The 13,208-nt window shown below is 71.4% G+C and carries 11 protein-coding genes and 1 riboswitch; of the genes, 10 read left to right on the forward strand and 1 reads right to left on the reverse strand.

Annotated features, from left to right (window positions below; genetic code table 11):
* Positions 1-6: 6 nt before the first annotated feature.
* A complete protein-coding gene (locus ACZ5WG_RS18880) occupies positions 7-1,011 on the forward strand; it encodes a nucleoside triphosphate pyrophosphohydrolase (RefSeq protein WP_468724446.1) in 1,005 nt (334 codons plus the stop codon).
* A gap of 34 nt (positions 1,012-1,045) precedes the next feature.
* On the opposite strand, the gene ACZ5WG_RS18885 is transcribed toward ACZ5WG_RS18880, so the two are convergent.
* A complete protein-coding gene (locus ACZ5WG_RS18885; RefSeq protein ID WP_468724447.1) occupies positions 1,046-2,242 on the reverse strand; it encodes a globin domain-containing protein in 1,197 nt (398 codons plus the stop codon).
* A gap of 130 nt (positions 2,243-2,372) precedes the next feature.
* On the opposite strand from ACZ5WG_RS18885, the gene ACZ5WG_RS18890 reads away from it, so the two are divergent.
* The 9 genes from ACZ5WG_RS18890 (at position 2,373) to ACZ5WG_RS18930 (ending at position 13,126) form a co-directional block, all read left to right on the forward strand.
* Positions 2,373-3,665, forward strand: a complete 1,293-nt coding sequence (locus ACZ5WG_RS18890) for a cytochrome P450 family protein (protein ID WP_468724448.1) — start codon at positions 2,373-2,375, stop codon at positions 3,663-3,665.
* Positions 3,666-3,767: 102 nt separating this feature from the next.
* Positions 3,768-4,808 (forward strand): LysM peptidoglycan-binding domain-containing protein, encoded by a 1,041-nt coding sequence (locus tag ACZ5WG_RS18895; RefSeq protein WP_468724450.1) that lies wholly within the window; start codon positions 3,768-3,770, stop codon positions 4,806-4,808.
* A 282-nt stretch (positions 4,809-5,090) separates the two neighbouring features.
* A riboswitch (cyclic di-AMP (ydaO/yuaA leader) is annotated at positions 5,091-5,262 on the forward strand.
* 2 nt (positions 5,263-5,264) lie between these two features.
* Positions 5,265-5,957 carry a transglycosylase family protein gene (locus ACZ5WG_RS18900; protein WP_468724451.1) on the forward strand — a complete coding sequence of 231 codons (693 nt, stop codon included), beginning with the start codon at positions 5,265-5,267 and terminating at the stop codon, positions 5,955-5,957.
* Between the two features lie 276 nt (positions 5,958-6,233).
* On the forward strand, positions 6,234-7,520 hold the full coding sequence (eno, locus tag ACZ5WG_RS18905) for a phosphopyruvate hydratase (RefSeq protein WP_030156501.1): 1,287 nt from the start codon (positions 6,234-6,236) through the stop codon (positions 7,518-7,520).
* Between the two features lie 104 nt (positions 7,521-7,624).
* On the forward strand, positions 7,625-8,113 hold the full coding sequence (locus ACZ5WG_RS18910; protein ID WP_468724453.1) for an FtsB family cell division protein: 489 nt from the start codon (positions 7,625-7,627) through the stop codon (positions 8,111-8,113).
* 74 nt (positions 8,114-8,187) lie between these two features.
* On the forward strand, positions 8,188-8,763 hold the full coding sequence (locus ACZ5WG_RS18915; protein ID WP_468724454.1) for a DUF501 domain-containing protein: 576 nt from the start codon (positions 8,188-8,190) through the stop codon (positions 8,761-8,763).
* A complete protein-coding gene (locus tag ACZ5WG_RS18920) occupies positions 8,760-9,701 on the forward strand; it encodes a Ppx/GppA phosphatase family protein (protein WP_468724455.1) in 942 nt (313 codons plus the stop codon). Before ACZ5WG_RS18915 ends, ACZ5WG_RS18920 begins: the two co-directional genes overlap by 4 nt.
* A gap of 447 nt (positions 9,702-10,148) precedes the next feature.
* Positions 10,149-11,534: an NAD(P)/FAD-dependent oxidoreductase gene (locus ACZ5WG_RS18925; protein WP_266666397.1), complete on the forward strand. Its 1,386-nt coding sequence runs from the start codon at positions 10,149-10,151 to the stop codon at positions 11,532-11,534.
* A gap of 197 nt (positions 11,535-11,731) precedes the next feature.
* On the forward strand, positions 11,732-13,126 hold the full coding sequence (locus ACZ5WG_RS18930) for a class I SAM-dependent methyltransferase (RefSeq protein WP_468724456.1): 1,395 nt from the start codon (positions 11,732-11,734) through the stop codon (positions 13,124-13,126).
* Positions 13,127-13,208: the final 82 nt, after the last annotated feature.

Raw genomic sequence — 13,208 nt, forward strand, 5'->3', positions numbered from 1 at the left:
CGGAGGGTGAACGACCACGCCCCCGAACCCGCCCCTGCCGTGCCCGCCGACGAAACCGGCGCCGGCCGGATCGTCCTGCTGACCGCCAGCCACCGGGTCGCCCCCGGCCTGCTGTCCTGGCCGGCCTGGCAGACCCTGCACGCCGCGGACCGGGTGCTGTGCGCCGACCCGGCCCACCCGCAGCTGCCGTACCTGCGCGAGGCGGGCGTCGAGGTGGCGCACGAGACCCCGGACGCGCACGCGCTGGTCGAGGCCTGCGCCGGCGGCCGCACGGTCGTGGTGATCCCGGGCGGCGAGGGCGACCAGCGGCTCACCGACGGGCTGGCCCGGCTCGCCGGCTCCGGCCGCGTCGACATGCCCGACCTCGAGCTGCTGCCCGGCTCCTACGATCTGCCCGGCGCCCGCCTGCTCGACCTCGTCCAGGTGATGGACCGGGTCCGCCGGGAATGCCCCTGGACCTCGCGCCAGACCCACGAGGGACTGGTCAAGTACGCCACGGAGGAGGCGTACGAGCTGGTCGAGGCCATCGAGGACGGGGACCGGGAGGCGCTGCGCGAGGAGCTCGGCGACGTACTGCTCCAGGTGGTCTTCCACGCGCGCATCGCCGAGGAGCACTCCGAGGAGCCGTTCTCCGTCGACGACGTGGCCGGCAGCCTCGTCGAGAAGCTGATCCACCGGCACCCGCACGTCTTCGGGGACGCGGACGCGCAGACCCCGGAGGACGTCAGCGCGCACTGGCAGCGCACCAAGGCGGTCGAGAAGCAGCGGGAGTCGGTCACCGACGGGATCCCGCTGGGTCAGCCCGGTCTCGCGCTCGCGGCCAAGCTCGCCGGCCGGGTCCGCACGGGCGGCGTGGCCGTGGAGCTGCCCCGCGGCGAGGGCATCGGGTACGAACTGCTGGAGCTGGCGGCGCGCGCCGAGGCGGCGGGGGTCGACCCCGAGAGCGCGCTGCGCGCCGCGGCCCGCGTCTACCGGGACGCGATCCGCGCCGCCGAGGGCGTCGGCGAGTAGCCCGCGGCGCCCGGCGACGCTTCGACGACACGACCTAGCGGGGCGCGCGCCCCGACGGGTTGTGCCAGTGCGGGGCGGGGCGGCTCAGGAACCACTCCCCGAAGCCCAGGGGCCGGCCGTTCGGGCCGTGGCCGGTGCCGGCGGCGGGTACGGAGTCGTGGAAGATCCGGCCGGGGAGGGCGCCGAGCTCCCGGAGCAGGTAGGCGGTCTCCTCGATGAACGGCGGCGGGCCGCTGAGGTAGACGTCCTGGTCGGGCCAGAGCGCCCGGTGGCCGAGCGCGGTCGCGAGCCGCCCGGTGGCCTGGTTGCGGTGCTGCCCGGGGGCGGGCGTGATGTAGGTGACGCCGAGCCAGCCGAAGGCGGCCGCGTACGCGTCGATCAGCGGCCGGTCGTAGAGGTGGGCGGCGTCCCGGGCGACGACGAAGAGCCGTACGTCCTGATCGGGCGGCCGCCCGGCGAGCTCCTCGAGCATGGCCCGGATCGGTGCCCAGCCGGTGCCCGCCGCGATGAGGCTGACGGGCCGGTCGGCGCGGCGGAAGGTCAGCTGCCCGCCGGCCGCGCCGAGCCGCAGCATCTCGCCGGGCCGGGCCTCGCGGACCAGGGCGGTGCTGAGCCGGCCGTGCTCGATGCGGCTGACGTGCAGGTCGAGGGTGCCGTCCGGGCGCGGGGCGTTGCCTATGGAGTACGTGCGCCAGGTCGTCGGGACCCGCTCGCTGCTCACGCTCACGTACTGGCCGGGGAGATAGGGGAAGGAGGTGTGCGGGAGCAGGGTCAGCACCCCTATGTCCTCCCCGTACTGGAGGTGGCGCACGATCTCGGCGTCCCACCACGGCGGGTCCTCGCTCGAAGCGGCCCCTTCCATCATGGCGTCGGCGATCACCTGGTACGCCTCGGACCAGGCCTTCTCCACGCCCGGGGTCCACGCCTCGCCGGAGGTCCGGGCGAGCGCGGCGAGCAGGCTGGAGCCGACGGCCGCGTAGTGCTCGGGCCTGGCGAGGAACTTGCGGTGGTCGCGGCCGAGGTCGTGGAGATAGGGGAGGAGGCCCTCGTCGTCGAGGTGGGCGACCACGTGGGTCAGCGCGGCGAAGAGCCGGTCGCGCTGGCGTTCCATGTCCTCGGCGGAGGCCGGGAAGAGTTCTCGGATCCCGGGGTTGTGCCAGAAGAGGTGGGAGTAGAAGTACTTGACCGCGTGCTCGGCCCTTCTCTCCACCACCGCGAAACTGCTCTTCAAGATCCTCGCATCCACAGAACCGAAAGTAGGAGGGCCGGGGAACGCGAGGTCAAGCGATGGCAGATCTACGGACAGCCGCGGCGAACGACCCATATGGGATACCGGCCGGCCCGCGGGATACGGTCAGCGGGTGCACGAGCCGACCTCCGCAGCCCCCGCAGACAGCACTCCTCCCCAGGGCCCGACCCTGTTCGACTGGGAGTTCGCGACCGATCCGTACCCGGCGTACGCCTGGCTGCGCGAGCACTCCCCGGTGCACCGCACCAAACTCCCCAGCGGGGTCGAGGCCTGGCTGGTCACCCGGTACGCCGACGCCCGGCAGGCCCTCGCGGACCAGCGGCTCAGCAAGAACCCGGCGCACCACGCGGAGCCGGCGCACGCCAAGGGCAAGACCGGGATCCCGGGGGAGCGCAAGGCGGAGCTGATGACGCATCTGCTCAACATCGACCCGCCGGACCACACCCGGTTGCGGCGGCTGGTGTCGAAGGCGTTCACCCCGCGCAGGGTGGCCGAGTTCACCCCGCGGGTGCAGGAGCTGACCGACCACCTCATCGACAAGATCGTTGAAAAGGCGGGGGACGCGGGCGAGGGGGAAGCGGACCTCATCCACGAGTTCGCCTTCCCGCTCCCCATCTATGCCATCTGCGAGATGCTCGGCGTACCGCGCGAGGACCAGGACGACTTCCGTGACTGGGCCGGGATGATGATCCGGCACGGCGGCGGCCCGCGCGGCGGGGTCGCCCGCTCCGTGAAGCAGATGCGGACCTATCTCGGTGAACTCATCCACCGTAAAAGGGACGATCTGGGCAATGACCTCATCTCCGACCTGATCCGCGCGAGTGACCACGGGGACCACCTGACGGAGGCCGAGGCCACGGCGATGGCCTTCATCCTCCTGTTCGCGGGCTTCGAGACCACGGTCAATCTGATCGGAAACGGGGTGCATGCCCTATTCATGAACCCGGATCAGCGCACCCGCCTCCAGGACTCCCTCGCCGCCGGGGAGAGCGGCCTGCTGGAGACCGGCATCGAGGAGCTGCTCCGCTACGACGGTCCCGTGGAGCTGGCCACCTGGCGGTTCGCCACCGAGCCGCTGACCCTCGGGGGCCAGGAGATCGCAGCCGGCGATCCGGTGCTCGTCGTCCTCGCCGCGGCCGACCGGGACCCCGAGCGGTTCGCCGATCCGGACACCCTCGACCTCTCCCGCAGTGACAACCAGCACCTCGGATACGGGCACGGCATCCACTACTGCCTGGGTGCTCCGCTCGCACGACTTGAAGGGCAGACGGCGCTTGCGACTTTGCTGACGCGTCTGCCAGATCTGGAACTCGCTGTTCCGCCCAACGAGCTTCGCTGGCGCGGGGGTCTGATCATGCGTGGCCTGCGCACTCTTCCCGTCAGGTTCACAGCTCGAAACATCTGAAGGGTCCCTGACCGTAAGTCAGCCCCCGCCAGGAGTTGTTACTGACGTGCTAAGACGGCTAGGTTCTGCCGTTACCCAGTCGTTATGCGAAAGGTGCAGCTCATGCGTTCCGGGAACGGCCGCCACAGACGCCCCCGCCAGGTACCCGCGATAGTCGTCACCGCCGGAGTCACCGGTTCCGCCTTGGCCCTGCCACTCCTCGCCGCCACCGGCGCGAGCGCGGCGGACACCTCCACGTGGGACAAGGTCGCCGAGTGCGAGAGCGGCGGCTCCTGGAGCGCCAACTCCGGCAGCGGGTCGTACGGCGGACTTTCGTTCACGCAGGAGCAGTGGAACTCCTCGGGTGGCCTCGACTTCGCCGAGCGCCCCGACCTCGCCAGCCGTTCGCAGCAGATCGCCGTCGCCGAGCGGGTCCTGGGCACCCAGGGCCCCCGGGCGTGGGGGCAGTGCTCGGAGTCGGCCGGGCTGACCCAGCAGGCCCCCGCCGCGGCCGTGGACCCGGGCCTGCCCGGCACGCTCGGCCCCGTCGCCCCGAGCGCCTCGCGCCCCGACGACTCGGTCCCGGCCGGCGGTTCCGGCGCCAAGGCGAGGGACTTCGGCGCCCCGACCCAGGCCCCCACGCCGGTCTTCACGCTCCCGCCGGCGCCGCTCGCACCGAACAGCGGACTGCCCGTCATGCCCGACCCGGACGTGCCGTCCACGTCGCCGACCGTCCCGGGGCTCCCGGGCGACCCGACCGCGAACCCGGGTACCCCCACGGCCCCGACGACGCCCACCGCGCCGACGACCCCGGGGAGCCCGACCACGCCCGGGAACCCGGCGGACCCGACTGCTCCGGTCACCCCGGCCGACCCCGGCGCCCCCGCGGCCCCGGGTACCCCGGGCGCCTCCACCGACCCGAGTGCCATCCCGGACACCTCCGGCACCGGCAAGCACCGTGGTACGCCAGCCCTCGAGCTGACCGCCGCATCTGAGGGGGCGTCGGCGCCCTCGTACACCGTCCAGGCGGGCGACAGCCTGGCCACCATCGCGTCTGCCAAGAAGGTCAAGGGCGGCTGGAACGCGCTCTACCAGGCCAACGAGCAGGTCATCGGCAATGACGCCGATCTGATCAAGCCCGGCCAGAACCTGGATCTAAGCTAGGAATAGCGGCACTTCGGACACCCGGAAAGAGCTGAATGTCCGTTATCTGCAAGTGAGACATGTGTCTCTTCCGGTCAACTGGCGTGTCCCGCCTGGAGCCTTCCGCAAACCCCGTCCTCACCTGCGCAAACGGCAGTAAAGGGAGCGCAAGTAGGGGCCGTTTCTCCCCGGTGTTCCTCGTTGAACATCGGGGAGAGACCTGCCTACCTTCTGAGTCGCCCGCCACCGCGGGCTCCTTCGACCGCATCGCCGAATCCTGCCGGCGGCCGGAGGGAACAGTCGTCGCGTCAAGCGCCGAAGGCAGGAGCGGGGGAACCAAGGTAGGCGCCGGGACCGGCCGTTGAGAGACGGTCACGGAAACGGCTAGGGGTTAAGTCGTGCGCCACGTCGCACGGCCGGGCACTCATCCGCCCGAACCCGACAGCTCACCTCGCAGGCGTCGGTGAGGAGAACTCCATGCTGCTTTCCGGCAAGGGCAAGCACCGCCGCGCCTCCAAGGCCGCCCGCATCGTCACGCTCGCCGGCGTCACCGGCGTCGCCGTCGCCGCCCCGCTGATGGCGGCCGGCTCGGCCTCCGCCGCCACCGCCACCGAGTGGGACCGCGTCGCGCAGTGCGAGTCCGGCGGCAACTGGTCCATCAACACGGGCAACGGCTACTACGGCGGCCTGCAGTTCTCGTCCTCCACCTGGGCCGCGTACGGCGGCAAGGCGTACGCCGCGCAGGCCAACCAGGCCTCCAAGTCGCAGCAGATAGCCGTCGCCGAGAAGGTCCTCAAGGGCCAGGGCAAGGGCGCGTGGCCGTCCTGCGGCGTCGGCCTCTCCAACTCCTCTTACACCGGCGGTGGTACGACCGACACCCCGAAGAAGACGGAGCAGAAGACCGAGACCAAGAAGACCCAGCCGAAGAAGACCGAGCCGAAGAAGGAGACGAAGCGCTCCGAGGCTCCGACGACCCGCTCCGAGCGCTCCGAGGCCCCGGCCCCGAAGACCGGCAACGGCTCGTACGAGGTCAAGCCCGGCGACACCCTGGGCACCATCGCCGAGGCCAACGGCGTCAAGGGCGGCTGGGAGAAGCTCTTCGAGCTCAACAAGGACATCGTCTCGGACGCCGACCTGATCTTCCCGGGTCAGAAGCTGAAGCTCAGCTGAACCCTGCCGTAACAACTGCGGCACCGAGCACAACACGCAGCATCCCCACCGCCCGGCGCGTCTTCCCCCCACGCGCCGGGCGGCGGCGTTTTGTCCGGCCGGGACGCCGGTGGTCAGGAGTCCTATGTACCGGAAGGCGGGTATTCGGGCCCTTTTTCGTCCCAGGAGGCGGGCGGTCGGCCGGCCCAGTGCCCGGAGCCGGTTAGGCTCTAGTCGGCGAGGCCGTCCCACGGCCTGACATGCCACCGCACACCCAGCGTCACATCCCAGAAGGAGATGCTCGTGCCGTCCATCGACGTCGTCGTAGCCCGGGAAATCCTGGACTCCCGAGGCAACCCCACGGTCGAGGTCGAGGTGGGCCTCGACGATGGCAGCACCGGCCGTGCTGCAGTTCCGTCCGGCGCCTCCACCGGTGCCTTCGAGGCCATTGAGCTCCGTGACGGTGACCCCAACCGTTACATGGGCAAGGGTGTCGAGAAGGCCGTCCTCGCGGTCATCGAGCAGATCGGCCCGGAGCTCGTCGGCTACGACGCCACCGAGCAGCGCCTGATCGACCAGGCCATGTTCGACCTGGACGCCACCGACAACAAGGGCTCGCTCGGCGCCAACGCCATCCTCGGCGTGTCCCTCGCCGTCGCGCACGCCGCGTCCGAGGCCTCGGACCTCCCGCTCTTCCGCTACCTCGGCGGCCCGAACGCGCACCTGCTGCCCGTTCCGATGATGAACATCCTCAACGGTGGGTCGCACGCCGACTCCAACGTGGACATCCAGGAGTTCATGATCGCCCCGATCGGCGCGGAGTCCTTCTCCGAGGCCCTGCGCTGGGGTGCCGAGGTCTACCACACCCTCAAGAAGGTCCTGCACACCAAGGGCCTCTCCACCGGCCTGGGCGACGAGGGCGGCTTCGCCCCGAACCTGGAGTCCAACCGCGCCGCGCTCGACCTCATCGTCGAGGCCATCAAGCAGGCCGGCTACACCCCGGGCAAGGACATCGCGCTCGCGCTCGACGTCGCCGCGTCCGAGTTCTACAAGGACGGCAAGTACGAGTTCGAGGGCCAGTCCCGCTCGGCCGCCGAGATGACCGAGTACTACGAGGAGCTCGTCTCCGCGTACCCGCTCGTCTCCATCGAGGACCCGCTCTACGAGGACGACTGGGCCGGCTGGAAGGTCATCACCGACCGCCTCGGCGCCAAGGTCCAGATCGTCGGCGACGACCTCTTCGTCACCAACCCCGAGCGCCTGGCCCGCGGTATCGAGGAGGGCTCCGCGAACGCCCTGCTCGTCAAGGTGAACCAGATCGGTTCGCTGACCGAGACCCTCGACGCCGTCGAGATGGCCCAGCGCAACGGCTTCAAGTGCATGATGTCCCACCGCTCCGGTGAGACCGAGGACGTCACCATCGCCGACCTCGCCGTCGCCGTGAACTGCGGTCAGATCAAGACCGGCGCCCCGGCCCGCTCGGACCGCGTCGCCAAGTACAACCAGCTGCTGCGCATCGAGGAGATCCTCGACGACGCCGCGGTGTACGCGGGCCGCTCCGCCTTCCCGCGCTTCAAGGGCTAAGGGTTAACCACGCTCTTGCTTCCGTACGTCCCCGCACTCGGTCCCGTACCGTGTGCGGGGACGTATTGCGTAGTGCGCACCGGGTACAAGGGGAGGCGGGATCAATGGCCGGGAACCGGGATCGGTTCTCCACCTTCTCCACCGCGACCAGGCTCAAGCAGCTCGGCGAGCGGACCGCAGCCCACGTCTACCGCTCGCAGACGCGCCGCCAGGTCCGCCGCAGCCGGCTCACCGGCCGGGCCGCGCTCCTGGTGCTCGTCCTCTGTACGCTGGTCGTCGCCCTCGCGTATCCGATGCGCCAGTACGTCTCCCAGCGCTCGGAGATCGCGGAGCAGCGGCGGGCCGCCGAGGCCGCGAGCCGGCGCCTCGAACGCCTCCGCGACGAGAAGGCCCGCTGGCAGGACAACGCGTACGCGGAGCAGCAGGCGCGCAAGCACCTGCACTTCGTCCGCCCGGGCGAGATCAGCTACATCATGACCGACCCCGGGGCCGGGGCCGCCGAGCGGCACCGCACCGGAACGGCCGGATCCGGCCGGCCCTGGTACTCGAACGTCTGGGACGGCGTCGACAAGGCCGACCGCCCCGGCGAGTGACGAGCAACGGCACTCCGAGTACCGCACCCCGAGCACCGCACCCATCCACGAGAACGAAGAGACTTCCTCCAGGCATGCAGACGCCCCCGCCCCAGACCGACCGGACCGAGCCGACCGACGCGGACATCGAGGCGTTCGAGCAGCAGCTCGGCCGCCCGCCGCGCGGGCTGCGCGCCATCGCCCACCGCTGCCCCTGCGGCCAGCCGGACGTGGTGGAGACCGCCCCGCGCCTCCCCGACGGCACGCCCTTCCCGACGCTGTACTACCTCACCTGCCCGCGCGCGGCCTCCGCGATCGGCACGCTCGAGGCGAACGGTGTGATGAAGGAGATGCAGGCCCGCCTCGCCGAGGACCCCGAGCTGGCCGCCGCCTACCAGGCCGCGCACGAGGACTACATCCGTCGCCGCGACGCCATCGAGGTGCTGCAGGGCTTCCCGAGCGCCGGCGGGATGCCGGACCGGGTGAAGTGCCTGCACGTGCTGGTCGGCCACTCGCTCGCCGCCGGCCCCGGGGTGAACCCGTTCGGCGACGAGGCGCTGGCGATGCTGCCGGAGTGGTGGGCCAAGGGCGCCTGCGTCACCCCGTGCGCGGAGAAGGCGGAGGCCGCGGAGGCCGCGGAGGCCGCGGACAAGAAGGAGCCGGACGCGTGACCCGGGTCGCCGGCATCGACTGCGGTACCAACTCCATCCGCCTGCTCGTCGCGGACTGCGACCCGCTGACCGGCGAGCTGGTCGAGCTGGACCGGCGGATGACGATCGTCCGCCTCGGCCAGGGCGTGGACAAGACGGGCCGGCTGGCCCCGGAGGCGCTCGAGCGCACGTTCGCGGCCTGCCGCGAGTACGCGGCGGTGATCAAGGAGCTGGGTGCGGAGCGGCTGCGCTTCGTGGCGACCTCGGCCTCCCGCGACGCCGAGAACCGGGACGAGTTCGTGCAGGGGGTCCTCGGCATCCTGGGCGTCGAGCCCGAGGTGATCTCCGGTGACCAGGAGGCGGAGTTCTCCTTCATCGGTGCCACCAAGGAGCTGACGGGCACCACGCACATGGAGAAGCCGTTCCTGGTGGTGGACATCGGCGGCGGCTCGACCGAGTTCGTGGTCGGCGAGGAGCACGTACGGGCGGCCCTTTCGGTCGACGTGGGCTGCGTCCGCATGACCGAGCGCCACCTGGTCGTGGACGGTGCGGTCACCGACCCGCCGACCGAGCAGCAGATCGCCGCCATACGGGCCGACATCGAGGCGGCGCTGGACCTCGTGGAGCAGACGGTCCCGCTGTCCGAGGCGCGCACGCTGGTGGGCCTGGCCGGCTCGGTGACCACGGTCGCCGGGATCGCCCTCGGGCTGCCGGAGTACATCTCCTCGGCGATCCACCACGCGCGCGTCCCGTACGAGACGGTCCGGGAGATCAGTGGGCGGATGCTGACGGCCACGCACGCCGAACGCGCGGCGATCCCGGTCCTGCACCCGGGCCGGGTGGACGTCATCGGCGCGGGCACCCTGGTGCTGCTCGCGATCATGGAGCGCATCGGCGCCTCGGAAGTCGTGGTCTCGGAGCACGACATCCTCGACGGAATCGCCTGGTCCATCGCCTGACGGGCGGGTCGCGGGGGGCTTGTGCGGGGCTCGTGCGAGGGTCGCGGAGGGCCTGCCGAGGACCTCTGCGGGCCCTTACGGGGGTCTTAGGTCCCCTCGTGCACAGAAAGTTCGTGAAGTTCTTCACAAGGAAAAGGGGCCTGATGGGCCGCGGGAAGGGCCCTTCGGGGGGCTCCCGGGGCTCGCAGGCCCTTTTTGCCTGAACGTTCGTGTGTTTCGAGGGCGCGGTCCGGCCTCGTCGGTAGGTATCCACCAACCCGGTGGTCTACTCCGCTTATGGGCCTGGAGGCCAGTTCAGGACGGGTGAACAACGACTCCCGTTACACCCTGGTTCCCGTTCGGCGCCATGACCTCCGTCACGTGGGCCGCGCAGTGTAGCAGAGGCCTTCCGGCACCTTGTGAAGGGGCTCACGAGCGACACCCCTTTGGGTGCTGGATACTCGTTCCATGAGCACCACGGAGCGTCCCAGGATCCTCGTTGTAGGAGGTGGGTACGTAGGCCTGTACGCGGCCAAGCGGATCATGAAGAAGATGCGCTATGGCGAGGCGACCGTCACGGTCGTCGACCCGCGGTCGTACATGACCTACCAGCCCTTCCTCCCCGAAGTGGCCGCAGGCAGCATCTCGCCTCGGCACGTCGTCGTCCCGCTGCGACGCGTGCTGCCCAAGGCAGAGGTTCTCACCGGCCGGGTCACCAGCATCGACCAGGACCGCAAGGTCGCCGTCGTCACGCCGCTCGTCGGCGAGGCGTACGAGCTGCCTTTCGACTACCTGGTGATCGCGCTCGGCGCCGTCTCCCGCACCTTCCCGATCCCCGGCCTCGCCGAACAGGGCATCGGTATGAAGGGCGTCGAAGAGGGCATCGGCCTGCGCAACCACGTCCTCGAGCAGCTCGACAAGGCCGAGTCCACGACGGACGAGAACGTCCGCCGCAAGGCCCTCACCTTCGTCTTCGTCGGCGGCGGCTTCGCCGGTGCCGAGACGATCGGCGAGGTCGAGGACATGGCCCGCGACGCCGCGAAGTACTACACCACCATCAAGCGCGAGGACATGCGCTTCATCCTGGTGGACGCGGCCGACAAGATCCTCCCCGAGGTCGGGCCCAAGCTCGGCACCTGGGGCAAGGAGCACCTCGAGTCGCGCGGCATCGAGATCTACCTCAACACCTCCATGGACTCCTGCGTGGACGGCCACGTGGTGCTGAAGAACGGCCTCGAGGTCGACTCCAACACCATCGTGTGGACCGCAGGCGTCAAGCCCAACCCGGCGCTGGCCCGCTACGGCCTGCCGCTCGGTCCGCGCGGCCACGTCGACACCGCCCCGACCCTCCAGGTCCAGGGCACCGACTACATCTGGGCCGCGGGCGACAACGCCCAGGTCCCGGACATGGCCGCCCGCAAGGCCGGCGTCGAGAACGCCTGGTGCCCGCCGAACGCCCAGCACGCGCTGCGCCAGGCCAAGGTCCTCGGCGACAACGTCATCTCGGGCATGCGGGGCTTCCCGCAGCACGAGTACGCCCACTCCAACAAGGGTGCGGTGGCGGGCCTCGGCCTCCACAAGGGCGTCGCGATGATCGTCATGGGCAAGATGAAGATCAAGCTCAAGGGCCGGCTCGCCTGGTACATGCACCGTGGCTACCACGGCATGGCCATGCCGACCTGGAACCGCAAGATCCGCGTCTTCGCCGACTGGACCCTCGCCATGTTCCTCAAGCGCGAGGTCGTCTCCCTCGGTGCGCTCGAGACCCCGCGCGAAGAGTTCTACGAGGCCGCCAAGCCGGCGCCGGCTCCGGCCGCCGCAGCAGCCCCCGCCGCGAAGGCCAAGGCCTCCTGACCCGGGCCTGACCGGCAACTCCTCCAGTACGTCCCCGAAGGGGCCGCCTGCCATCCGTGGTGCGGGCGGCCCCTTCGGCGTGCCCGGCAGCCCCTGCGGCGGCCCCTCCGGCGGCACGCCCGATCGGAGCGGTGTCCGATTGACGGGCCCCGGAAATGGGTAGGCCGTTCGGTCGGATCGTTCTGGAGGTGCCTACGATGACCGACGCCGCGCCGCGGCTGGCCACTCTTGCCGAGACACTGCTGGGCGCTCCCGTGCCCGTCCGGATTCGCGCCTGGGACGGCAGCGAGGCCGGGCCGCCCACCGGACCCACCCTGGTGCTGGCCAATCGGCGCGCCCTGCGCCGCGTCCTGTGGCGACCGGGTGAACTGGGCCTGGCCCGTGCCTGGGTCGCCGGCGACATCACCGTCGAGGGCGACCTGTTCGAACTGCTGGACCGGGTGGCCGGCCTGCTCTGGGAGCGGGATCCGGCCGCCGCCCCCGAGGTCCCGCCGGCGGTCCGCCGCTCCGGGCTCGGCAAACTCGCCGCCCTGCGCCCGCACCTGCCGCACCTGCCCGGGCGGGCCGCGGCGGGCGCCGCCGGGACCGCCGCGCTGCTGCGCGACCCGGCCGCCCGGGCCGCCCTGCGCGAGCTCGTCGCCCTGGCCCGGCCGTGGCCGGCGCCCGCGCCGCCTCCCGAGGAGGCCCCCCGCCGCGGCGGCCCGCTGCACACCCGGAGCCGCGACCGGCAGGCGATCAGCCACCACTACGATGTCGGCAACGAGTTCTACGAGCACGTCCTCGGCCCCTCGATGGTGTACTCCTGCGCCTACTGGAGCCCCGGCTCCACCCTGGAGGAGGCCCAGCGGGACAAACTCGACCTCGTCTGCCGGAAGCTGGGCCTCGAGCCCGGCCTGCGGCTCCTCGACGTCGGCTGCGGCTGGGGCTCCATGGCCCTGCACGCGGCCCGGGAGTACGGGGTCCGCGTCACCGGCATCACCCTCTCGCGCGAGCAGGCCGTGTACGCCCGCAAGCGCGCCGCGGAGGAGGGCCTGGCCGACCGGGTCGACATCCGGATCCAGGACTACCGGGACGTCAAGGACGGCCCGTACGACGCCATTTCGTCCATCGGCATGGCCGAGCACGTCGGCGCCGACCGCTACCGCGAGTACGCCCGCACCCTGCACGCCCTGCTGGCCCCCGGCGGCCGGCTGCTGAACCACCAGATCGCGCGCCCGCCGGAGCCGGACGAAGAGGCGTACCGGGTCGACGAGTTCATCGACGCCTACGTCTTCCCCGACGGCGAGCTCTCCCCGCTGGGCACGACGGTGGGCGAGCTGGAGCGGGCCGGGTTCGAGGTCCGCGACGTGGAAGCGCTGCGCGAGCACTACGGGCTGACCCTGCGCGCCTGGGTGGCCCGGCTGGAGGAGCACTGGGACGCGGCCGTACGGCTGACCTCACCCGGGCGGGCCCGGGTCTGGCTGCTGTACATGGCGGCCTCGGCACTGGGCTTCGAGCACGGCCGGCTCGGCGTCAACCAGGTCCTCGCGGTGAAGTCCGCGGCGGTCGGCCGCTCGGGTCTGCCGCTGCGGCTGCGCACCTGGGGCGCGTGACCCGTACGGCAGGCGCTCGTACGAACGCGGGAAGGGCCCCGGGGCGTGTGCCCCGGGGCCCTTCCGTGTCCCTCGCCCTCGC

Source organism: Streptomyces sp. NPDC032745 (genome assembly GCF_055579465.1).

What these genes read in the sequence shown, in the direction of transcription:
- ACZ5WG_RS18895 (WP_468724450.1), top strand. Translation starts at nt 3,768, where the DNA reads ATGCGTTCCGGGAACGGCCGCCACAGACGCCCCCGCCAGGTACCCGCG.
- ACZ5WG_RS18900 (WP_468724451.1), top strand. Translation starts at nt 5,265, where the DNA reads ATGCTGCTTTCCGGCAAGGGCAAGCACCGCCGCGCCTCCAAGGCCGCC.
- eno (WP_030156501.1), top strand. Translation starts at nt 6,234, where the DNA reads ATGCTCGTGCCGTCCATCGACGTCGTCGTAGCCCGGGAAATCCTGGAC.
- ACZ5WG_RS18910 (WP_468724453.1), top strand. Translation starts at nt 7,625, where the DNA reads ATGGCCGGGAACCGGGATCGGTTCTCCACCTTCTCCACCGCGACCAGG.
- ACZ5WG_RS18915 (WP_468724454.1), top strand. Translation starts at nt 8,188, where the DNA reads ATGCAGACGCCCCCGCCCCAGACCGACCGGACCGAGCCGACCGACGCG.
- ACZ5WG_RS18925 (WP_266666397.1), top strand. Translation starts at nt 10,149, where the DNA reads ATGAGCACCACGGAGCGTCCCAGGATCCTCGTTGTAGGAGGTGGGTAC.
- ACZ5WG_RS18930 (WP_468724456.1), top strand. Translation starts at nt 11,732, where the DNA reads ATGACCGACGCCGCGCCGCGGCTGGCCACTCTTGCCGAGACACTGCTG.